The following is a 21,829-nucleotide window of genomic DNA, read 5'->3' on the forward strand; positions in this document are numbered from 1 at the left end:
CAGAAAGTGCCCGATATGGTCGACATCGCCACCCGCGTCTGGAACCACAAGTGGAAGATCGACCCGATCATCCGTTCGTTGATCGACACGGATTTTTACAAGCTGCTGATGTGCCAAAGCATCTTTCGCAACAAGCCTGACACGCAGGTCACGTTCTCGCTGATCAACCGCACCAAGTCGGTGCCGCTGGCGGACCTGATCGACGAGGGCGAGCTGCGCGAGCAGTTGGACCACGTGCGGTCTCTGTCGCTGTCCCGCGGCGAAAGCACTTGGCTGCGAGGGAACACATTCTACGGCAAACGCCAGATGTTCCGCCCCGACTTTATGGAGTGGTTCGAGGGCTTGCGCCTGCCGCCCTACCATCTGGAACGCAAGGGCGACCAATACGAGCTGACCTTCGAAGGCAAATGGCACGAGGTCATGCTGTGGGAAATTCCCGCGCTGGCCATCCTGATGGAACTGCGCGGGCGCGCGGTGCTGGACCGGATGGACCGGTTCGAACTGCAAATCCTGTATGCGCGCGGCATGACCCGCGTCTGGGAAAAGATCGAAGCCCTGCGCAAGGTGGACGGTCTGGGCATTGCTGATTTCGGCACCCGTCGCCGTCATTCGTTCCTGTGGCAGGACTGGTGCGTGCAGGCGATGCAGGAAGGCATGGGCGACAAGTTCACCGGCACGTCCAACTGCCTGATCGCCATGCACCGCGAGATGGAGGCGATCGGCACCAATGCCCACGAACTGCCGATGGTCTATGCCGCGCTGGCCGAAACCGATGATGCGCTGTTCCGCGCGCCCTATGATGTGCTGTCCGACTGGCACGACGAACACGAGGGCAACCTGCGCATCATCCTGCCCGACACCTACGGCACCAAAGGGTTCCTCGACAATGCCCCCGACTGGCTGGCCGGCTGGACCGGCATCCGCATCGACAGCGGCGATCCGGCAGCCGCCGCCGAAGTGGCGATCGACTGGTGGAAAAGCCGTGGCGAGGACCCCAAGCAAAAGCGTGTGATCTTCTCGGACGGGCTGGACGTGGACAAGATCATCGCACTGCACAAGCAGTTCAGGGGCCGCGTGCTGCCGTCATTCGGTTGGGGGACATTGCTGACCAACGACTTTCGCGGACTGGCCCCCGACGACGCGCTGGCTCCGTTCTCGCTGGTGTGCAAGGCGGTGTCGGCCAATGGCCGTCCCACGGTCAAACTGTCGGACAACCCCAACAAGGCCATGGGCCCGCAGTCAGAGATTGACCGCTACAAGCGGGTGTTCGGTGTCGGGGAACAGGACGCGTTGGAGGTGGAGGTTTAAGCAGGCTCTTTCCGCCGCTCCCGCCACACAATCAACAAACCCCCCGCCGCGATCAAAATCGCGCCGGGGAACAGTGCGTCCCACGGGGTTTCGCCAAAGAACAGCCAGCCCAGCAGGAATGCGAACGGGATGCCAAAGTAGGAAAACGGGGCAAGGTTCGCCTGTTCCGTCATGCGCTGGCTGACCACGATGATCAGCACGGCCGTGCCACCGAACGCCCCCATCGCCATCAGCCACGGGATGTCCGCCATGGACACGGGGCTGAACCCGCCCAAGGCCAGCGCCAGAACGACCGATCCCACCATCGCGGCCGAGTTGGAATAGAAGCTGACCAGCGGGCTGGGCACGTCGTCGTCAAACATCCGCGCGGTCACGGCAACCAGCGCGTACATGAACGCAGCCCCCAGCGGATACAGCGCGTCGGTTGAAAACGTGTCGCTGGCGGGCTGCATCACCAAAACCACACCGGCAAAGCCGATCATCACGGCAAACCACCGCACCCAGCCGACGACTTCGCCCAGCAACGGCACGGCCAGCGCGGTCATGAAAAGCGCGTTGGCATAGGTGATGGTGGATGCAGTGGCGAATTCCATCCGGCCCAGCGACAGATAGAAAAACAACTGCGCCAGCGTCACGATCGCACCGCGCGACAGGGCCAGCTTCCACTGGCGTATCTTGAACTTGCGCCCGCTGATGCGCCACGCACGCGAGGTAGACAGGGCAATCAGCGCGGGGATCAGCCCGAAAATATTACGCCACGCGCTCAGCTCGGCGGCGGAATAGTCGGCAGACAGCAGCTTGATGATCAGCCCCATGCCGTCGAACAGCGCCAGTGCAACAAGGCTGAGTACGATGGCAAAGCCGGTTCTGTCGGTGGCACGTTTCACAAAGCGGTCCTGTCTGGGTCGCGCTCACCTTTGCCCAGATCGCCACCCATGGCCAGCGCGGTTAATCTGGGTCGACCTTGCCGCGCAGCGCCTTGACCTCGCCGCGCACTTTCTTTTCTTTCAGCCGCCGCTTTTTCGACCCCAGCGTGGGGCGCGTGGCGATGCGCCGTTTGGGGCGGACCAGCGCCGCCTTGATCAGATCGGCCAGCCGGTCACGGGCAATCTCGCGGTTGCGGGCCTGGCTGCGGGTCTCTTCGCACTGGATCACCAGCGCGCCCTCGTTGGTCCAGCGCCGTCCGGCCAGCCGTTTCAGACGCGATTTCACCGGATCGGGCAAATTGGGGCTGCGCTGCGCCTCGAACCGCAGTTCGACCGCCGACGACACCTTGTTCACGTTCTGCCCGCCGGGGCCGGAAGACCGCACGAAATTCTCGGTCAGTTCCCAGTCTTCGATGGCGATGGTGTCATTGATGCGCAACATGTCGCCAGTATCGCATCGGAACGATCCGGCGGGAAGGGGCGTTTGTACCCGAACCCGCACAGGAGACACCCCATGCTGCAACTGCCATCCCTGATCCAGGTCGCCGCCAGCCGCGACGATCTTTATGTCTTTCGCATCACCGGCGAAGTCAGCGCCGACGATATGACCGAACTTGCGGCCTATATGAACGACGTGTTCGACAAGCCCGGCAAAGTGGACCTGATGCTGATTTTCGACCGCTATGACGGTGCTGCATCCGGTGCGTCGTTTGGTTGGGAAACGCTGAAATCGCGTCTGCGCGCGGTGACGAACCTGAACAAATACGTGGTTGTGGGGGCATCCGAGCACGCCGCCGAACTGATCGAGGCCATGGGCAGCGTCATTCCCGTAGACGCCGAAACCTTTGACGAGGAAGTCAGCGCGTGGCGGTATCTGGATGCCGAAGCCGTGGCGGCCTGAGCCCGCGTCCGCCCTGCGTTAAACACGAAAAAGGGCCGCTTGGCGTCTGCCAGCGGCCCTTTCGAAAGTTTCAGGAGGCGGGGTCGGTTAGACCATATGGTCCACTTGGTGGATCACGTCGCCAAGGGCTGCCTTACCGGGCATTCCTCCAAGCTGTTCCGACACCTCTCTCCAATACCTTTCTGGACACTAGAGCACCTCCTTTCAATTGTTTCAGACACTTGAAGGTTGGCACGTAAGCGCGAATTTTCAAAACACTTTTTTCATACAAATCGCCGTGTAATGGCCCGAAACGGGATAAGTGCTGCCAAAGCCAGCAATAATTTTACGGACCAGTCGGCAACCGCCAAAGACACCCACAGCGGGGCCACGGGACCAACGCCTAACAGCGGCAACATTTCCGACGCCCAGGCGACATCGGTGGCCGGATGGATGAACGCAAGCGATGCGGCAAAGGCAATCGAGAAGAACAGGATGGTGTCCACGCTGCTGCTGACCAAGGTCGACGCCAGCGGTGCGCGCCACCACGCGCCCGTGCGCAGGGCCGAAAAGATCGCCACGTCGATAAGCTGCGCGGTCAGAAACGCCACGCCCGATGCAATGGCGATGCGCACGGTGACCAGCGGCCCGAACTCGCCCATGATCTGCGTGCCGATCAGACTGCACACCACACCTGCGACAAATCCGGCCAGCACGACCTTGCGCGCGGCCGCAGCGCCATAGACGCGGTTCATGATGTCGGTGACCAGAAAGGCCAGCGGATAGGTAAAGGCCCCCCATGTCAGCCACTGGCCGAACAGGAACTGGACCAGGATATTCGACGCCACGACGATGGCGGCCATGGCAATGATGCCGGGGATATGTGCGCGTTGCATGGATGTATTCCGTTTTTACAAGGGTGCGGCGACTTGGCCCGCCATTATGGCAGACGGGCGGTCCATAGGCCCAAGCGGGCTATCACGCAAGCTATTCCGTCAGGGTGAATTCGACGATCTGGTTGCTTTGAAAGATGTTAAAGTTGTCGTCGGCCACCAGCGACAGATGCGTGGTGCCGGTGTCATCCTGCCAAACGCTTAACCCTTCAAGGTTGCCATATGTGCCTGCATCGGTGGTCAGCAATGTCGTCTCGGACAGGTCGGGCGCGGTCAGGTCAAACCGCCGGACGCGGCTGGCAAAGCCGCGCAGGGACACGGCCCGCTCCAGAACATACAGCCACCCGTCCGGGCCAAAGTCGGCACCCGTGATCAGAAACGATCCCTTGCGCGGCAATGCGGGGCCTTTGGTCCAGGTGCCATCCTTGTATTGATACACCGGAAACGGCGCGGTGTTGGCATGGCTCGCCTCGGGCATCGTCACCAGCGTGCCATCCGCCGCGACGGCCAAGGCTTCCAACGCGCGGTTTTGCACCATCCCTGCGAAATCGGGGTGGGGTTTCACCCGCTCAAAACTGCCATCAGCACGTTCCGCCATAACCCCCGCTGGCCCTTCCAACGAGATATACAAGCGGCCCTTCGCATCCACCGCCATCCCTTCGGTGTCGCCCAGGTGGGCGGTGCGGTCGTCAGGCGTGGCATCAGTGACGGCAAGCGTATCGCCGCTGCGGTCCAACGTCAGGTGAAACAATCCACCCCGATCCGACAGCACCACTGCTGTGGCACCGCCATCAGAGACTTCGATCGCCGACAACCCGCCAAAGCTGTCCGACAGACGTGGCAGGGGGGTCACCCCGTCCAGCGTCAGTGCCGGTTCAGCATTCGCACAGGCCGCCGCGCAGATCAGCGCGAGGACAGAACGCCAGAGCATTGCTGGGGCAGATCGGCGACGGTCAATTCGCGGCGCGGTTTCGGTTTGGGTGCGTTGGGGTTTGGCGGCGGCGGGTTCAGAATGTTGTTCACCCATTCCTGCGCATCGGCACAGCCGTCACCGGCGGGGGGTGGTGTCTGATCGACACAGCCGCGCGCGCCCTTGGGACAGGCCAGCCGCACATGGAAATGATAGTGATGCCCATACCACGGACGCACCTTGCGCAGCCACGACCGGTCGCCTTTTTCATCCTTGCACATCTGCACCTTGGCCCCCGGAAAGACAAAAATCCGCGCGGTGCGGCTGTCCTGGGCGGCGGCCTTGATGATCTCGTGATGGGCGCGGGTCCATGATCCGTTGGTGTAGGCTCCGCTGGCGCGGCGGGTCGAGATCGACGAGATGTTCTCGCGCTCGGCCACGCTAAGGTTCAGGTTGGCGGCGGGCAGCATCCAGATGTCGGCGTCCAGACCGATCTGGTGGCTGGCGTGCCCTGTCAGCATCGGACCACCGCGCGGCTGGCTCATGTCGCCCACATAGATCCCGTTCCATCCCGGTTGCTGCGCGGCCTTGCGGCTGAGTTTCTGGATGAAATCCACCAGCTCGGGATTGCCCCAGTTGCGGTTGCGCGACAGGCGCATGGCCTGCCAGGTGGGGCCGGTTTCTGCCAGTTGCACCGATCCGGCGGCACAGCCCTTGGAATAGCTGCCATAGGCGGCGGGCGATTGTTGCGAACCGACACGTTCGGCACCGAACGCCGCCTTCGCCGACCCGCGCAATACCGCAGGGTCGATGTCGGGCAACGGCGTGCCGTCGATGTTGGTGTCAGACTGGCCGCTGCACGCAGCGGTCACAACCATCAGGGCGGCAATACAAAAACGACGCAAATACATTACTCTGGCTCTCCATCCGGTTTCACCCAGACTAACATGATCAGCCCGATTGCAAAGAGCCCGATCAACGGTGTCACACCAAAGCGCTGGCTTCCGCTTATCTGCGAGGCAACGGCGATCAGAGCAGGGGCCAGAAACGTCGTGGCCTTGCCCGACAGTGCATACAAGCCAAAGGCTTCGGTCATCCGTTCGGAATTGCCCTGACGGGTCAGCATGTTGCGGCTGGCGCTTTGCAACACCCCGCCCGCGGCCCCGATCAGCATACCGGCGACATAAAACAGGATGTCGGGCAGGTTGGACCCTTCGGCAAGCCGGATGCCAAAGGCTGACGTGGGCGACAGCGACACGATCAGGATGGCGGTGCCCATCAGGATCAGACAGCACAGGATAATCAGCGGCTTCGGCCCCATTGCGCGGTCGGCAAAACCGCCCAGCCAGCAGAACAGCGCGCCACTGGCTGCGGCGATGATGCCGAAAATGCCCACTTCGGTGATGCTCCAGTTCAGCACACCCAGCGCATAGATGCCGCCAAAGGTGTACATCCCGTTCAGCGCGTCGCGGTAGAACATGGACGATCCCAGATAGGCCAGCAGACTGGGGTTGCCCGGCAGGTTCACCAAGGTCTGTTTCAGCTCTCTCATGCCGTTGCCGAATTTATAGCGCAGGCGCGGCGCGTCTGAAGGTGTCTCTTTGACCCACAGAAAGAACGGGATCATGAACACGGCGAACCAGATCGCGCTGAACGGGCCGACAAAGCGGGTGTCGGCCTTGGTCGCGGGGTCCAGTCCGAACAGCGGGTCCAGCCCGGCCATTGTGCGGCCTGACGCGCCGGCCTGAAACAACGCCAGCATCAGCAGCAACGATAACACGCCGCCCGCATAGCCAAACCCCCAGCCAGACCCTGAAATCTTGCCCAATTCGTCTTTGGGGCCGAGCGAGGGCAGATAGCTGTTGGTAAAGATCGTGGCGAATTCCATCCCGATCAGACCAATGCCAAAGAAGAACAGCGCCCAGATCACGGAAAAGTCCTGTGGCGCAGTCCACCACAGCGCATAAGCACCAATGAAATACATGGCCGAGAACAGCCATATCCACGGCATCCGGCGGCCAGTGCTGTCGGCTATGCCGCCCAGAATGGGGGCCAGAATGGCGATTGTGATGCCCGCCGCGGCCAACCCGTAGCCCCACAACGCCTGCGCTTGTGCCTTGGCGATGTCTTCGGCCATGCCCCCCGCCATCAACTGCGCGGCAGCGGTCTGGGCAAAGTAGGGGCCAAAGATAAACGTCAGCAACAGCGTGTTGTACGGCTGGCTGGCCCAATCAAAGAAATACCAGCCCCAGATCCGCTTTTTCAGTGATACGTCAGCCATTTCCGTCCCCAGCCCTGTTGTTGCCGCGATTAGAAACAGGGCCGGCGGACATAGGCAAGTGAAGGTTTATGCAGGCGGTGCAATCTGGTCCTGCATCGGCGGCCATGGGCGGGTCGCCTCGGCGTCGATCCAGGCGGCAATCCAGTCGGGAACAGGCGGGCTGACGGCGCTTTGTCCCAAGGCTTCGGCGGCACGCGCGGGGTTGATGGCGCGGCCATTCTCCAACAGCGCCGAGCGGTACAGCACATGGCTGGCGCATTCGCCGTTGGCCTTCCACATCGACTGTTCCAGATACATGAACCGGTCGTCCCAGCACACCAGCCGCGATTTCATCGTGAACCGTTCGAACATGGTGATCCGGCGGCGGTAGCGCACGGATGCCCCGGCCATGGTCAGCGCCCACTTTTGCTTGAACAACACCGCAACCAATCCGCCCCGCTGTGCCATCGCCAGACGCCCCAGATCATATAAGGTCAGCGTGCGGCCGTTGTTCAGCTCGCCGAACATATCAATGTCCCACGGCCAGCAGATGTGATGGCTGATGTGCACGTCGCCGAAATGGTCCAGCGGCGGCAACCGGCGGGCAATCAGCATGTCCTTGATCAGACGGACAAAGGGGAACATCGGCTTGGCTCCTTTTTGCGCCCTGTTCGCCCCGGTGCGCCCGCAGTGTCAACCATCACCTCGCGGCAGACTTGCCCTTTTGGCAGCGCATGACTAGTTGGAGTGCAACCAAAGAGGTGTGACCGATGCAATCGCTGTTCCAAATCCTGATGCTGCTGCTGAATATCGTGTGGTTTTTTGTCATCGCCCACGTCGTCATGAGCTGGCTGATCAACTTCCAGGTGCTGAACCTGCGCCAGCCGATCGTGGCGCAAATCTGGTACGGGCTGAACCGCCTGCTGGAACCGGTCTACAGCCGCATCCGTCAAATCCTGCCCCCGATGGGCGGTCTGGATCTGGCGCCGCTGGTGCTGCTGGTGGGCGTGGCCGTGTTGCGGATCGTGCTGATGAACAACGCCGCTGCGTTCTATTACTAGGCGGGTTCGGGGGCGCTGCCCCCGGCGCTGCGCGCCGCCCCCGGGATTTTTTTGAACCAGAGAAGCGGCAGACCTTGTTCATGGAATCTTAGTGTGTGATTCTGCATCAAAAGAGCAGATAAATCACATCAAGGTTTTCCAATGACAGGCGCTGCCACGCTATTGTCCGATGTATTCGGCTTTGACGCTTTCCGCCCCGGGCAGGAAGAGATCGTGCACGCCGTGGCGAACGGTGAAAACGTGTTGGCCATCATGCCCACGGGTGGCGGTAAATCCCTGTGTTTCCAACTGCCTGCGCTGATGCGCGACGGGGTTACTGTGGTGATCTCGCCGTTGATCGCGCTGATGCGCGACCAGGTGCGCGCGCTGCAAGAGGCGGGGGTGTCCGCGGGTGCGCTGACCTCGGGCAACACTCCGGAAGAGACGGATGCCGTCTGGGAGGCGCTGGAGCGCGGCGAGCTGAAGCTGCTGTATATGGCGCCCGAACGGCTGGCCGCGGGGTCGGCCATGGGCATGTTGCGCCGCATCGGCGTGTCGATGATCGCCGTGGACGAGGCGCATTGCGTCAGCCAGTGGGGCCATGATTTCCGCCCCGACTACCTGCGCATCGGCGAATTGCGCCGCACCCTGAACGTGCCGCTGGCAGCGTTTACAGCGACCGCCGACATCGAAACCCAAGCCGAGATCGTGCAGAAACTGTTCGACGGGGAACCGCCGCGCGCCTTTTTGCGCGGCTTTGACCGGCCCAACATCCATCTGGCCTTTGCCGCCAAGGACGGGCCGCGCGCGCAGATCCTGAACTTTGCCGCCGCGCGCAAGGGACAGTCGGGCATCGTCTATTGCGGCACGCGGGCCAAGACCGAAACGCTGGCGCAGGCGCTGCGCGACGCAGGCCATGGCGCGATCCATTATCACGGCGGTATGGACGCCGAAGACCGCCGCATCGCCGAACGCCGGTTCCAGCAAGAGGACGGGTTGATCGTTGTCGCCACTGTCGCCTTTGGCATGGGCATCGACAAGCCCGACATCCGCTGGGTCGCCCACGCCGACCTGCCCAAAAGCATCGAGGCCTATTATCAGGAAATCGGCCGCGCGGGCCGTGACGGTGCCCCTGCCGAAACCCTGACCCTGTTCGGACCCGATGACATCAAACTGCGCCGTTCGCAAATTGACGAGGGGTTGGCCCCGCCCGAACGCCGCGCCGCCGACCACGGGCGGCTGAACGCGTTGTTGGGTCTGGCCGAGGCGCTGGAGTGTCGCCGCAAGACGCTGCTGGGGTATTTTGGCGAAACCGAAGTGACCTGCGGCACCTGCGACCTGTGCGACAAACCGGCCGAGGTGTTTGACGGCACCACGGCGGTGCGCAAGGCGCTGTCGGCAATGCTGCGCACTGACGAATGGTTTGGCGCAGGCCATCTGATCGACATCCTGCTGGGTAACCGCACCGACAAGATCGCGCAGCGCGGGCACGACAGCCTGCCGACCTATGGCGTGGGCAAGGAATACGACAAACGCCAGTGGCAGGCGGTGTTCCGGCAGATGATGGGCCACGACCTGATCCGCCCCGATCCCGCGCGCCACGGGGCTTTGCGGATGACCGATGCGGCCCTGCCGATCCTGCGGGACGAGGCCACGATCAACCTGCGCCGCGACAGTATCCGCAGCGCGGGCACGAACCGCCGTCCTGCGGTCAAGGAAATGCTGTCGGAAGAAGACGCGCCGCTGCTCAGCGCGCTCAAGGCGCAGCGCCGCGCGCTGGCCGAGGCGGCGCGGGTGCCGGCCTATGTCATCTTTACCGACCGCACCCTGATCGAAATGGCCGAAAACCGCCCCGCCAATCTGGACGCGATGGCGGGGATCAGCGGTGTCGGCGCCAAGAAGCTGGAACGCTATGGTGACACGTTCTTGCAAGTGATCAACGGTGCCGCCGACGACGTGCACCCGACGCGGCGCAAGCTGGCGGGGCGGGCCGCGGGGACGGTCTATGACCAGTTGATGGATGCGCAGGCGCAACTGGCGCGTGGCACCGAAGGCACCGACAAACCGCTAAGCTGTTCGGCCTCGCAACTGGCGAAAGTGGCGCAGATGCGCAGCGCGGATGCAGCGGCGCTGGAGCGGCTCTTGGGCGAACGCCGCGCCGAAAGGTTTGGCGCGGCGTTTCTGGCAGTGCTGGCCGCGGCCTAGGCGGCCTCGAGCATCGCGGCATCACGCTCTTTCATCTCTTTTACCGACGGGCGGGTGCCGCAGCGTTCGATCCAGGCCTTGATGTTGGCCATGTCGGGAATGAAATCCGGCATGAACTGGAACGGCGAGGCCATCAGCAGATCGGCAGCGGTATAGCTGTCGCCCAGCAAATAGGGCTGTTGCGCCAGCGTCTGGTCCAGATGGGCATACAGCTCTTTCGGGCCGCGAAACGTGCTGTGGAACGCGGGATGGGCCACGCCTGCCGCCAGCCCGATCATCACCGGCTCGACCACATTGCCGTAATAGGCCAGCCAGCTGAGATATGCGCCGCGACGGCTGTCACCGATCGGCACGCCCATATCACTGCTGAAATGATCGGTCAGATACAGGATGATTGCGTTGCTTTCGCGGATCAGGGTGCCGTCATGGTCCAGCAACGGCACCTTGCCTTCGGTATGTGGGTTCGCAGGGTCGGGCGCGCCGATGTTGCCCCGACGGACCAGACCGACAACGCGAATGTCGACCTTGTCCAAGACATCCATTTCGATCAGCAATTGCACGATACGGGACGAGCGGGTGTTGGGGCCGTGATACAGCGTAAGCATGGGTTGGTTCCTTTGGCTTGGGTTTCTGTGCCTAAGGAGTAGCCCACAGTGCTGTCAGTTTCTGGCAGGATGTCGGGTGCTGCTCTCGCTGGCTGGACCTTCGCGCGTCAGCGCATTAGGTCAGGTACAAACCAAAGGAGACAACAGATGCTGGTTGTGATTTCGCCTGCCAAACGGCTGGACTGGGCCGCGCGCGACATGGATGTCACCGCACCCGCGATGCAGGACGATGCGGTGCGGCTGGCCAAAACCGCACGCAATCTGACGCTGGGCGATCTCAAGGCGCTGATGCACCTGTCGGACGATCTGGCGCGTCTGAACCGCGACCGGTTTCAGGAATTTGCCGCCGACCCCGAAGCCGAAGCCGTGCGCCCCGCAGCGCTGGCCTTTGCCGGCGACACCTATCAGGGGCTGGATGCCGCATCGCTGGACGCCGACGAAATGGACTGGGCGCAGGACCATCTGCGCATCCTGTCGGGGCTGTACGGCCTGTTGCGCCCGCGCGACGCGATTCAGCCCTACCGGCTGGAAATGGGCAGCCGTTTGAAAACGCGGCGGGGCAAAAACCTGTACGACTATTGGGGCGATGGTCTGTCCAAGGCGTTGAATGCACAGGCGGAAGCCGTGGACAGCGATGTTCTAGTGAACTGCGCCAGTCAGGAATATTTTGGTGCCGTGGACCAAAAGGCGCTGAAACTGCGGGTGATCACGCCGCAGTTCATGGAGGACAAAGGGCAGGGGCCGAAAATCGTCAGCTTCTTTGCCAAGAAAGCACGCGGCGCGATGGCGCGGTTCGTGGTGCAAAACCGGCTGAAGGACCCCGCCGCACTGACCGAATTCGACAGCGGCGGCTATGTCTACCAGCCTGACCTGTCAAAACCCGATGCGCCGGTGTTTGTCCGACCCTATCCCGAAACCTGAAGCGGCATCGCCTTGTGCGGTACGGGCGGCTGTAACCCGTCGGACCAGGCGGCCAGCACCTGCTTTTCCAGTGCGTCCTTGCTTAGCGGTTTTGTCAGATAGTGGTTCAACCCTGCGGCCATGATCGCGGCCTCTTCGCCGTCCATCGCGTGGGCGGTCAGGGCCACGATGGGCACTGGCGTGTCCTTGTTCCCCTCAAGCGCGCGGATGGCGCGGGTGGCGTCCTTGCCGTCCAGTTTGGGCATCGAAATGTCCATGAAAATCAGGTCGGGCTCAAAGCTTTGATAAAGGCTTACGGCCTCTTCTCCGTTGCCGGCGAATTGCAGGTCGATGTCCATATGCGCCAGCATCTTGCGCAACACCAACTGGTTGGTCTTGTTGTCCTCGGCGGCCATCACCCGCATGGGGCGCAACGCGGGCGCCGCAGGGGACAGCGGGTGGATGACGTCGGCGGGCGGTGTCATGGGGCCAAGTGATTCCAGCATTGCGAACAGATCGCGCCGCGGCACCGGCTTTTGCAGCAAGGCGTGCAAATGCTTGCGGCCCGGATCGCGGTCGGCATAGCCGATGTTGGTGCTTAGCAGGATCACCGGCGTTTGATGGCCTGCGTCGCGGATCGCCTCGGCCAGCTCAAGCCCGTCCATCTCGGGCATGTTGTGATCGGTCAGAACCAGATCAATGGTATCGTCCAGTTGCGCCAACGCGGTCGGACCGTCCTTGCACGACACCACGCTGAGCCCCAGCATTTCCATCTGACGTTCCACGATCAGCCGGTCGGCGGCCACATCATCCACCACCATCACGCGGCGCACGCCCTTGGGAATGGCGGGGTGGCGCGGCATTTCCTGTTCCGCAGTTTCCAGTTGCAATTCAAAGCCGAAGCACGATCCCTTGTCCTCTTCGCTGGTCACCCAGACCTTGCCCTCCATCAGCGCGACCAGCCGCTTGGAAATCGCCAGCCCCAGCCCGGTGCCGTCGAACTGGCGGTTGCGGGCGTTTTCGACCTGATTGAATTCGCCAAAGATGTGGTCGACCTTGTCCGCGGGAATGCCAATGCCCGTGTCCTCGATGGCGATGTTCACCTGACTGATGCGCCCCTGATCGGCGGGCACGCCCGTGACCCGCACCAGAACATGGCCAACCGAGGTAAACTTCACCGCATTGCCGATCAGATTGGTCAGCACCTGCCGGATGCGCCCTGGATCACCGACAAAACGCGTGGGCATGAACAGGTCGTAATCCAGCAGCAGCTTGACGTCTTTTTCCCGCGCGGCGTGCTGCAACAGCATGATGACCTCGTGAATGCACCGCTCAAGGTCAAAGGGTTCGGGGTACAGGGTCAGCTTTTCCGCCTCGATCTTGGAATAGTCCAGAACGTCGTTGATGATGGTCAACAGCGCCTCGCCAGAATTGCGGATGGTGTCGACATACAGGCGCTGTTCTTCGTTCAGGCCGGTGTCGGTCAGCAGTTCCGCCATGCCGACAACGCCGTTCATGGGGGTGCGAATTTCGTGGCTCATGTTCGCCAGAAAGGCCGATTTTGCGCGGTTGGCCGTTTCAGCCACCGCGCGGGCCTCTTTCAGCCGTGCCTCGTAAACAACGGTCGAGGTGATGTTCAGCCCCAGCGAGACGATGTCGCCCCCCGGACCGCGCCGGTCGATCAGCTTGACGTATTGGTCGTTCCACAGCCGGATCGTGGTGGGTTCAGGATAGGGCGCCATCCAGCGATCCGTCATCATCGCGCGCCATTCGCCGTGGGGCATGTCGCCGGTGTTCACGATGCCCTCGTCGGTCAGCACTTGCAGGATGGTTATGTAATTCACCCCCGGCCGGATCATTTCCATACCGTCGAAGATCGCAAGATAGGCGCGGTTGGCCGCCAGCATCTGGTTGGTGTCGTCGAAAAAGGCAAACCCGTCGGTCACCGTTTCAATCGAATGCCACAGCCGTCGTTCGGCCACTTCGACCTTGTGGTGGGCGACGCTAAGGTCGGATTTGACGCGCAGGTTTTCGTCGCGCACCGTGGCCACCTCGGCGCGGGTTTCGTTGATTTCGGCGCTTAACTCCTGCGCGTGGCGGTCCAGTTTGCGGCGCGCTGCGGCCAGTTCGGATTGCTTAAGCTCAAGCAGACGTTCGGCCGCCAGCCGTCCACGCCGTTCTTCCGCCAGTTTGTTGGCCAGCGACATGACGCCCCCGTGTTGATCCGCAAAGTAACTCTTTTGCCAACAGGTTTCGCGCATCAGGGTAAAGGGCGCCTTAAATTTTGATCCATCCATAGTGATTCAAGGGCAGACTTCCGGGAATCGCCTGGCGTGTCCTGCGCGCGGGCGTTCATCAAAATGTGAACAGGATGCGCGATTTCCAGCCACGCGCCTTGGTCAGGAATCGTTGCCAAGCGGGGCGGCTGCGTGGCACGGTTCAGACCTATTGAACTGGAGACTATTATGACGCCGCGCATTCTGATCGCATTGGTAATTTCTATTCTGTCCTGGAGTTCGGCCGCCCTTGCCCAAGACATCATTCCCGATCACCGGTACGTCTATTCGCGCGACGTGGACTTTTACGGCGCGGACCTGACGCCGCTGTTCGACACCACGCAATCGGCCTGCACCAGGGCCTGTGATGCCGATGATGCCTGCGTGGGCTTCACGTTCAACAGCCGGTCCAACGCCTGTTTCCCCAAATCCGCGCTGACAGACCGCAAACCCTATGAAGGCGCGTTTTCGGCTGAACGGGTTGCAACAGACCCGCGCGTTCTGGCGCAACAGGCCGAGCGTGTCGCTGATCTGGAATTTCTCGATCCCGGCGATCTTCAGGCCGCGCGCAAGCTGGCCGATGAATTTTCCATCCGCTTTGCCGTCAATGGCCGCTCGGCCGAACAGCTTCTGGATGCCGCGACGAAGGCGTTTGGCCAGAACAACCGTGTCACCGGGATGCGCTGGATGGGCGCCGCGCTTGCTTTGACCGACCGGGGTGATCTGTGGGAAAACTGGGCCTATCACGGCTTGCGCCTGAACAGCTCGGACCCGTCGGATTTTCGCCACCAGTCCCGCCGCGAGGCGCTGCCTGCCACGATCAACGCCTACTTGCGTGCCGACGGCGCAGGGGCCAAAGCCGCCGCGCTGCAAGGCATGGCCGAAGCATTGGAAGCCCTGGACCGTGGCCGCGACATGATTCCGGCGCTGCGTCTGGCCTATGACATCCAGCCGCGTGATGACATCGACAAGGATCTTGAGGACGCGATTGGCAAATACGGCTTTCGCGTGGTCGAACACCGCGTGGACAACGATGCCGCCAACCCGCGCATCTGCGCCGAATTCTCCGAAGATCTGGCCGCGTCGGGTGTTGACTACGAACCCTTCGTGCGGGTCGCCACCGACGGGCTGGTGGTGCAGGCCGAAGACCGACAGCTGTGTCTGGACGGGGTTGAGCATGGCGCACGCTACGAGGTGACGTTCCGCACCGGCCTGCCCGCCGCCAGCGGTGAAACGCTGGCCCGTGATGTCACGCTGAACTTATATGTACGAGATCGCGCGCCTCTTGTACGTTTTCCGGGCCGCGCCTATGTGCTGCCGCGCAGTGCCGATGCGGCCCTGCCGATTGAAACCGTGAACATGCCAAAGGTCGATCTGGCCCTGCGCCGCGTGTCCGACCGCAACCTGCTGCGTGCCATTCAGGAAAGCTATTTCGGCGCGCCGATGTCCTATTACGAAGACCGCCAGTTCGCGGATGAAATCGCGCAAGAGGTCTGGACCGGCACCGCCGAGGTCAAGAACGATCTGAACGTCGACACCACCACCCGCCTGCCGCTGGGCGAGGCGCTGGCAGGGCAGCCGACGGGCATCTATGTCCTGACCGCCAGCCAGCCGGACGTCGAGGATTACGATGCGGCGACGGCCAGCCAGTGGTTCGTGCTGACCGATCTGGGTCTGTCCACGTGGCAGGGCATCGACGGGCTGACCGTTTCAACCCGTTCGCTGGGCACGGCACAGGCGCAGTCGGGCGTGACCCTGACGCTGGTGTCGCGGGCCAACGTGGTGCTGGGTCAGGTGACTTCGGGCGCTGACGGCTTTGCCACCTTTGATGCCGGTCTGGTGCGTGGCACCGGCGCATCCGCCCCTGCGCTGCTGGTCGCGCAGATCGGCAATGATGAGAACCCTCAGGATATGGCGTTCCTGCCGCTGACCGATCCGGCGTTCGACCTGTCCGACCGCGGGGTCGAGGGCCGCCGGCCCGCGCCGCCCATCGACACGTTCATGGCGACCGACCGTGGCGCCTATCGCGTGGGCGATGTGATCAACGTCACCGCGCTGACCCGCGACGGCACGGCGGATGCGATCCAAGGCCTGCCCCTGACCGCAATCCTGACGCGCCCTGATGGCGTGGAATACAGCCGCACCCTGTCCTCCGACCCAAAGGCAGGCGGCCATGTGTTCAACCTGCCGCTGGGCATGGACGTGCCGCGCGGCGCGTGGCGTTTGGACCTGAAATCCGATCTGGAGGCCGCGCCATTGGCCACCCAGACCGTTCTGGTCGAGGATTTCCTGCCCGAGCGCATCGACTTTGACCTGTCCTTGCCCGACGCCCCGCTGCGTCTGACAGACACGCCGCCGCTGAAGATCGACGCACGGTATTTGTTTGGCGCGGCGGGGGCCAATCTGGCCATTGAAGGCGACGTGCGTGTGATGCGCCGTGACGGTCTGGACGACTGGCCGGGCTACAGCTTTGGCCGCTACGACACCCGTTTTTCGGCACGCACCCGCTATCTGGACCCCGCCCGCACCGATGCGCAGGGCCAAGCGACCCTGCCGCTGGACCTGCCCGACGTGGACCCCGAGGGGCAGTTGTTGCAAGCCCGCGTGACCGTGCGCGTGTCCGAAGGATCGGGCCGTCCGGTCGAGCGTGACATCACCGCCCCCATCGCGCCCGAGGGCGTGATGATCGGGATCAACCCCGCCTTTGACGACGTGCTGCCCGAGATGTCATCGGCCCGCTTTGACCTGATTGCGACCGAAGGCACGCTGCCGGTGAAATGGACCGTGAACCGTGTCGAGACGCGGTATCAGTGGTATCAGATGTACGGCAACTGGAACTGGGAACCGACCACCCGCCGCATCCGCGTGGCCTCGGGCACCGCGACGCTGGGCCAGGACCCGGTGCAGGTGCAGGCCGCGACCGAATGGGGCGAATATGAACTGGTGGTGGAAACCACCGGCGCGCCCTATGTCGCGTCGTCGGTCAACTTCTACGCAGGCTGGTACGGCGCGGGCGAAGGCACCGATACGCCCGACCGTCTGGACCTGTCGCTGAACGCCGACAGCTTTGACGTGGGCGATACCGCGCAATTGCGTCTGGTCCCGCGCTATGACGGCACGGCGTTGATCACCGTGGCGTCGAACCGCGTGATCGAACGCCGCGTGGTCGAGGTGACGGCAGGCGAAAACATCGTGCCGCTGACCGTGGGCGCACAGTGGGGCACAGGGGCTTATGTCACCGCGTCGGTCATCCGCCCGATGGACGTGCAGGCGGGACAGAACCCGGCGCGCGCGCTGGGCGTGGCCCATGCCGCCGTGAACCCCGCGGCGCGGCAGCTGGTGGTCAGCGTCAGTGCACCCGAGGCGGTGGACGGGCAAAAAGGCAGCTTTGACGCAACGGTGCAGGTTGAGGGCATTACCGCAGGCGAAACCGCCTTTGTCACGCTGGCGGCGGTTGATGTGGGCATCTTGAACCTGACGAATTATCAGGCCCCTGACCCCTCGGACCATTACTTTGGCCAGCGCCGTCTGGGTGTGGAAATGCGCGATGTCTACGGCCGTTTGATCGACGGCATGAACGGCGCGCTGGGCGTTGTCCGTTCGGGCGGCGATGCTGCCGGACTGGACGGGTTGCAATCGCCACCCCCGACAGAGGAACTGATGTCGTGGTTCAGCGGCCCCGTGACCGTGGGTGCAGATGGCACCGCAACCGTCACCATCCCGCGTCCCGCGTTCAACGGCACGATCAAGCTGATGGCGGTGGCATGGTCCGCGTCGTCGGTGGGGCAGGCGCAAACCGACGTGCTGGCCCGCGATCCCGTGGTGGTCACAGCCGCCTTGCCCAAGTTCCTGGCACCCGGTGACACCAGCCGGTTGTTGCTGGACGTGGTCCACGCAGACGGCCCGGCCGGCACCGTGCAACTGGCGCTGGCGTCGGACGGATTGCAACTGGGCACGGCCCCTGCGTCGTTCGATCTGGCCGAGGGCGCCACCCAGCGCATCACCGTGCCACTGACCGCGTCGCAAGCGGGTGACTACGACGTGACCGTCACCCTGACGACGCCGGAAGGCAAAGTGCTGACCAAAACGCTGGCGCTGGGGGTTCGGGTGACCGATCCTGAGACCGCGACGACGCGGCGGTTCAGCCTTGGCGCGGGCGAGGTGTTTACCTTTGACGACAACGTGCTGGCGGGTCTGCAACCGGCCTCGGCGCGGGCGACGCTGGCGGCGGGTCCGCTGGCGCGGTTTGACGTGCCGGGGCTGCTGACGCAGCTGGACCGTTATCCCTATGGCTGCACGGAGCAGGTCACCTCGGCGGCGCTGCCGCTGTTGTACCTCAGCGACTTTGCCCCTGCTGCAGGCATTACCGATCTGCCCAAACGCATCGACGATGCCGTGGCCCGCGTTTTGGCGCGGCAGGACAGCAACGGTGCCTTTGGTCTGTGGCGTGCGCAGTCGGGTGAATTCTGGCTGGACGTCTACGTGACCGATTTCCTGACGCAAGCGCGGGTCAAGGGGTTTGCTGTGCCGGATCTGGCTTATGATCTGGCCATCGACAACCTGAAGAACCGCGTGAACTATGCCCCCGACTTTGACAATGGCGGCGAAGACATTGCCTATGCGCTGCTGGTTCTGGCGCGCAACGGGGCGGCTGCGATGGGTGATCTGCGGTATTATGCAGACACCAAGGGCAATGATTTCGGCACGCCGCTGGCCACCGCCCAACTGGGTGCGGCGCTGGCGATGTACGGCGACCAGCTGCGTGCCGATCAGTTGTTCGCCAAGGCCAGCGCGCAGATGGACCAAAGCGCGCGGGAAACGACCGGCTGGCGGTCGGACTTTGGCACGCCCTTGCGTGATGCCGCCGGTGTGCTGAAGCTGGCGGCCCTGTCGGGCAGCAACGCCATCGACCGTGCCGCCGTGGCCGCGCGCATCGGCAACACCAGCCGCAGCCTGTCCACGCAAGAGGCGGCGCAGGTGCTGATGGCGGCGCAGGCGTTGAACGAAGATACGGCCAATCCCGGCCTGACGGTGGACGACCAGCCCGCCAGCGGTCCGGTGATCCAGACGCTGGAAACCGGCGGCACCGCGCACAGCATCCGCAACGTGTCGGGTGCGCCGACGGACGTGACGCTGACCACCTACGGCGTGCCGCTGGTGGCGCCGGATGCGGGTGGCTATGGCTATGCGATCACCCGCGCGTATTACACGTTGCAGGGCGAACCGGCGGATGGCCCCTTTGCCGCAGGTGAACGGCGGGTTGTGGTGCTGACCATTCAGCCCTTCGAGGAGGTCGGCGCGCGGCTGATCGTGGATGATGCGTTGCCTGCGGGGCTTGAGATCGACAACCCCAACCTGTTGCGGTCGGGTGACATTGGCGCGCTGGATTGGCTGAAGCTGGCCGATACGGAAACCGCCCAGTTCCGCGCCGAACGCTTTGTGGCGGCGGTGGATCACCGTGGCGACGATGCGTTTCAGTTGGCCTATGTGGTGCGGGCGATCAGCCCGGGCGATTATCACCATCCGGCGGCGCTGGTGCAGGATATGTATCGGCCTGAATACCGCGCCGTGACGGAAACGGGCCGCGTGACCGTCACGCCATGACCGGCGGGCGCAGCCTGATTGCGCTGGCGGTTGCGCTGGCCCTGACGGCGGGCCTGCGCGATGCGTGGGACGATTGGGTTGCGGCCACGGTGCTGCCGCCGGTGTTGGCCGAAACATCCGTGGAAGTGCGGGCGCGCGACAGTACGCTGCTGCGTGCCTATCCGGTCGAGGACGGGCGGCAGCGGCTGGCGGTTGCGTTGGCGGATGTCGATCCGACATTCGTGCAGATGCTGATCGCCTACGAGGACAAACGCTTTGCCCGCCACAACGGCGTTGACCTGATGGCGCTGGTGCGGGCTGTGGGGCAGGCGGCGTGGAACGGCGATGTGGTGTCCGGTGGCTCGACCCTAACGATGCAGGTGGCGCGGTTGCTGGAGAATTCCGGCACCGGACGCTGGGCGGGCAAGCTGCGGCAGATGCGCGTGGCCTGGGCGCTGGAGCGGCGGCTGGACAAGGACCAGATCCTGACGCTGTACCTGCAACACGCGCCTTATGGCGGCGCGGTCGAGGGGATTCAGTCGGGCACCCGCGCATGGTTCGCCAAGCCGCCGAAACGGCTGACCCCGGCGGAATCGGCGCTGATGATCGCCTTGCCCCAAGCGCCCGAGGGTCGCCGCCCTGACCGCAATCCGGCAGCGGCCCTTGCCGCCCGCGACCGCGTTCTGGCGCGTCTGGAGCTGCCCGCCACCCACGCGCCGGTGCCGCGGCGCATGTCCGATATGCCGCGCCTTGCCCCGCATGTGGGGGATCACCTGATTGCCACCGACCCGCTGACGCTGCGCCATGACACGACCCTGAACGCGCGCCTGCAAAGCGCGCTTGAGACGCTGGCCGCCCGCGCGGTGCGCAATCAGCCGCGTGGCGTGTCGACGGCGATATTGGTGGCAGATCATCAGACCGGAGAGATACTCGCCTCGGTCGGGTCGGCGGATTATGCGGATGGCGACGGGGCACAGGGGTTTGTCGACATGACACGCGCCCTGCGCTCGCCCGGATCGACGCTGAAACCTTTGATCTATGCGCTGGCCTTTGATCGCGGGCTGGCGCATCCCGAAACCATCATGCCCGACCGCCCGACCGCCTTTGGCACCTACGCGCCACAGAACTTTGATGGTATGTTTCGCGGTGACATCACCGCGCGGCACGCCTTGCAACTGTCGCTGAACATTCCGCCCGTGGCGCTGACCGAAGCCCTTGGCCCCGCGCGGCTGATGGCGGCCCTGCGCCGCAGCGGGGCAACGCCGGTGGTGCAGGGCCAGCCGGGTCTGGCGGTGGCGCTGGGCGGTGTCGGGCTGACGCTGGGCGATCTGGTGCAACTATACGCAGCACTGGCTGAAGGCGGCGTTGGGCCGCGATTGCATCTTGAGGCCGAAGCGCCGCAAGCGCCCTTGGCCCGCCTCGTCGGGCGTGCGGCGGCATGGCAGGTGGGCGACATCCTGTCGGACATCCCGCCGCCTGCGGGCGCGGGGGTGACCGGGCTGGCCTATAAAACCGGCACATCCTACGGGCACCGTGACGCATGGGCCATCGGCTATGACGGACGGCACGTGATCGGTGTGTGGATGGGGCGACCGGACGGCACGCCGGTGCCGGGTGCCTTTGGCGGCGGGCTGGCGGCACCTGTGCTGTTCGAAGCCTTCGGTCGCCTGAAATCGGCCCGCGACCCGCTGCCACCACCCCCGCCCGAAACGCTGATCGTGCCCACCGCGCGGCTGCCGCAGCCGCTGCAACGGTTCGACGCGCGCTTTGGCGCGGTGCGTTCTGCCGACACGCTGACCGTGGCCTTTCCCCCCAGCGGCGCGGTGCTGGCGGGGGGCGACGGGCTGACGGTTAAGATGCGCGGCGGGCAGTTGCCGCTGACGGTGTTGCTGAACGGCGCGCCCGTGGTCGCAGGGCTGCAACAGCGCGAGGTGGCGCTGGGGCTGGACGGGGCGGGGTTCAACCGGATTTCGGTGGTGGATGCGGCGGGGCAGTCGGCCACGGTCGAGGTTGAGGTGGCAAATTAGGGGCGCTGCCCCTTGG

Annotated in this window: 16 protein-coding genes; 7 read left to right on the plus strand and 9 right to left on the minus strand. The window is 63.8% G+C overall.

The window, feature by feature from the left end; translation table 11 throughout:
- Positions 1–15: 15 nt before the first annotated feature.
- Entirely contained in the window at positions 16–1,308 is a 1,293-nt protein-coding gene (gene pncB / locus AAC077_RS10415; protein WP_339769217.1) for a nicotinate phosphoribosyltransferase, read from the plus strand.
- Here pncB and AAC077_RS10420 read toward each other — a convergent pair.
- Both AAC077_RS10420 and arfB read right to left on the minus strand, forming a co-directional pair.
- Positions 1,305–2,195, minus strand: a complete 891-nt coding sequence (locus AAC077_RS10420) for a DMT family transporter (protein WP_339769219.1) — start codon at positions 2,193–2,195, stop codon at positions 1,305–1,307. The two genes, pncB and AAC077_RS10420, sit on opposite strands and share 4 nt — an antisense overlap.
- Before the next feature lie 61 nt (positions 2,196–2,256).
- Positions 2,257–2,676 carry an alternative ribosome rescue aminoacyl-tRNA hydrolase ArfB gene (arfB, locus tag AAC077_RS10425; RefSeq protein ID WP_339769221.1) on the minus strand — a complete coding sequence of 140 codons (420 nt, stop codon included), beginning with the start codon at positions 2,674–2,676 and terminating at the stop codon, positions 2,257–2,259.
- Positions 2,677–2,748: 72 nt separating this feature from the next.
- Here arfB and AAC077_RS10430 point away from each other — a divergent pair, with 72 nt between their 5' ends.
- On the plus strand, positions 2,749–3,135 hold the full coding sequence (locus AAC077_RS10430; RefSeq protein ID WP_339769223.1) for an STAS/SEC14 domain-containing protein: 387 nt from the start codon (positions 2,749–2,751) through the stop codon (positions 3,133–3,135).
- Between the two features lie 263 nt (positions 3,136–3,398).
- Here AAC077_RS10430 and AAC077_RS10435 read toward each other — a convergent pair whose 3' ends face one another.
- The 5 genes from AAC077_RS10435 to AAC077_RS10455 all read right to left on the minus strand — a co-directional run bounded on the left by AAC077_RS10435 (position 3,399) and on the right by AAC077_RS10455 (position 7,822).
- Positions 3,399–4,010: a queuosine precursor transporter gene (locus AAC077_RS10435; RefSeq protein WP_339769224.1), complete on the minus strand. Its 612-nt coding sequence runs from the start codon at positions 4,008–4,010 to the stop codon at positions 3,399–3,401.
- 91 nt (positions 4,011–4,101) lie between these two features.
- Positions 4,102–4,938 (minus strand): esterase-like activity of phytase family protein, encoded by an 837-nt coding sequence (locus AAC077_RS10440; RefSeq protein WP_339769226.1) that lies wholly within the window; start codon positions 4,936–4,938, stop codon positions 4,102–4,104.
- Entirely contained in the window at positions 4,911–5,795 is an 885-nt protein-coding gene (gene mepA, locus AAC077_RS10445; protein ID WP_339769228.1) for a penicillin-insensitive murein endopeptidase, read from the minus strand. Before mepA ends, AAC077_RS10440 begins: the two co-directional genes overlap by 28 nt.
- A gap of 32 nt (positions 5,796–5,827) precedes the next feature.
- Complete coding sequence (locus AAC077_RS10450) at positions 5,828–7,198, minus strand: MFS transporter (protein ID WP_339769230.1); 1,371 nt, start codon at positions 7,196–7,198, stop codon at positions 5,828–5,830.
- A 66-nt stretch (positions 7,199–7,264) separates the two neighbouring features.
- Positions 7,265–7,822: an acyl-CoA thioesterase gene (locus AAC077_RS10455; protein WP_339769232.1), complete on the minus strand. Its 558-nt coding sequence runs from the start codon at positions 7,820–7,822 to the stop codon at positions 7,265–7,267.
- Positions 7,823–7,947: 125 nt separating this feature from the next.
- On the opposite strand from AAC077_RS10455, the gene AAC077_RS10460 reads away from it, so the two are divergent.
- Both AAC077_RS10460 and recQ read left to right on the plus strand, forming a co-directional pair.
- On the plus strand, positions 7,948–8,238 hold the full coding sequence (locus tag AAC077_RS10460) for a YggT family protein (RefSeq protein WP_339769234.1): 291 nt from the start codon (positions 7,948–7,950) through the stop codon (positions 8,236–8,238).
- A 141-nt stretch (positions 8,239–8,379) separates the two neighbouring features.
- Complete coding sequence (gene recQ, locus AAC077_RS10465) at positions 8,380–10,422, plus strand: DNA helicase RecQ (protein ID WP_339769236.1); 2,043 nt, start codon at positions 8,380–8,382, stop codon at positions 10,420–10,422.
- On the opposite strand, the gene AAC077_RS10470 is transcribed toward recQ, so the two are convergent.
- Positions 10,419–11,027 (minus strand): glutathione S-transferase family protein, encoded by a 609-nt coding sequence (locus tag AAC077_RS10470; protein ID WP_339769238.1) that lies wholly within the window; start codon positions 11,025–11,027, stop codon positions 10,419–10,421. The two genes, recQ and AAC077_RS10470, sit on opposite strands and share 4 nt — an antisense overlap.
- Positions 11,028–11,174: 147 nt before the next feature.
- Here AAC077_RS10470 and yaaA point away from each other — a divergent pair, with 147 nt between their 5' ends.
- On the plus strand, positions 11,175–11,948 hold the full coding sequence (yaaA, locus tag AAC077_RS10475; RefSeq protein WP_339769239.1) for a peroxide stress protein YaaA: 774 nt from the start codon (positions 11,175–11,177) through the stop codon (positions 11,946–11,948).
- On the opposite strand, the gene AAC077_RS10480 is transcribed toward yaaA, so the two are convergent.
- Positions 11,933–14,134: a response regulator gene (locus AAC077_RS10480; protein ID WP_339769241.1), complete on the minus strand. Its 2,202-nt coding sequence runs from the start codon at positions 14,132–14,134 to the stop codon at positions 11,933–11,935. The two genes, yaaA and AAC077_RS10480, sit on opposite strands and share 16 nt — an antisense overlap.
- Positions 14,135–14,392: 258 nt before the next feature.
- Here AAC077_RS10480 and AAC077_RS10485 point away from each other — a divergent pair, with 258 nt between their 5' ends.
- Together AAC077_RS10485 and pbpC are read left to right on the plus strand one after the other, a co-directional pair.
- Positions 14,393–19,807, plus strand: coding sequence for an alpha-2-macroglobulin family protein (locus AAC077_RS10485; protein ID WP_339769243.1), 5,415 nt, complete (start codon positions 14,393–14,395; stop codon positions 19,805–19,807).
- On the plus strand, positions 19,804–21,813 hold the full coding sequence (pbpC, locus tag AAC077_RS10490) for a penicillin-binding protein 1C (protein WP_339769245.1): 2,010 nt from the start codon (positions 19,804–19,806) through the stop codon (positions 21,811–21,813). Before AAC077_RS10485 ends, pbpC begins: the two co-directional genes overlap by 4 nt.
- Positions 21,814–21,829 lie beyond the last annotated feature (16 nt).

Origin of the sequence: uncultured Pseudosulfitobacter sp., assembly GCF_963976325.1 — a bacterium.
Taxonomy (GTDB): domain Bacteria; phylum Pseudomonadota; class Alphaproteobacteria; order Rhodobacterales; family Rhodobacteraceae; genus Pseudosulfitobacter.

Excerpts from the sequence above, each read along its gene's own strand:
- pncB (WP_339769217.1), top strand. The coding sequence starts at position 16 with ATGGTCGACATCGCCACCCGCGTCTGGAACCACAAGTGGAAGATCGAC.
- AAC077_RS10430 (WP_339769223.1), top strand. The coding sequence starts at position 2,749 with ATGCTGCAACTGCCATCCCTGATCCAGGTCGCCGCCAGCCGCGACGAT.
- AAC077_RS10455 (WP_339769232.1), bottom strand. The coding sequence starts at position 7,822 with ATGTTCCCCTTTGTCCGTCTGATCAAGGACATGCTGATTGCCCGCCGG.
- arfB (WP_339769221.1), bottom strand. The coding sequence starts at position 2,676 with ATGTTGCGCATCAATGACACCATCGCCATCGAAGACTGGGAACTGACC.
- pbpC (WP_339769245.1), top strand. The coding sequence starts at position 19,804 with ATGACCGGCGGGCGCAGCCTGATTGCGCTGGCGGTTGCGCTGGCCCTG.
- yaaA (WP_339769239.1), top strand. The coding sequence starts at position 11,175 with ATGCTGGTTGTGATTTCGCCTGCCAAACGGCTGGACTGGGCCGCGCGC.
- AAC077_RS10485 (WP_339769243.1), top strand. The coding sequence starts at position 14,393 with ATGACGCCGCGCATTCTGATCGCATTGGTAATTTCTATTCTGTCCTGG.
- AAC077_RS10435 (WP_339769224.1), bottom strand. The coding sequence starts at position 4,010 with ATGCAACGCGCACATATCCCCGGCATCATTGCCATGGCCGCCATCGTC.
- AAC077_RS10480 (WP_339769241.1), bottom strand. The coding sequence starts at position 14,134 with ATGTCGCTGGCCAACAAACTGGCGGAAGAACGGCGTGGACGGCTGGCG.
- mepA (WP_339769228.1), bottom strand. The coding sequence starts at position 5,795 with ATGGTTGTGACCGCTGCGTGCAGCGGCCAGTCTGACACCAACATCGAC.
- AAC077_RS10460 (WP_339769234.1), top strand. The coding sequence starts at position 7,948 with ATGCAATCGCTGTTCCAAATCCTGATGCTGCTGCTGAATATCGTGTGG.
- AAC077_RS10440 (WP_339769226.1), bottom strand. The coding sequence starts at position 4,938 with ATGCTCTGGCGTTCTGTCCTCGCGCTGATCTGCGCGGCGGCCTGTGCG.
- AAC077_RS10450 (WP_339769230.1), bottom strand. The coding sequence starts at position 7,198 with ATGGCTGACGTATCACTGAAAAAGCGGATCTGGGGCTGGTATTTCTTT.
- AAC077_RS10470 (WP_339769238.1), bottom strand. The coding sequence starts at position 11,027 with ATGCTTACGCTGTATCACGGCCCCAACACCCGCTCGTCCCGTATCGTG.
- recQ (WP_339769236.1), top strand. The coding sequence starts at position 8,380 with ATGACAGGCGCTGCCACGCTATTGTCCGATGTATTCGGCTTTGACGCT.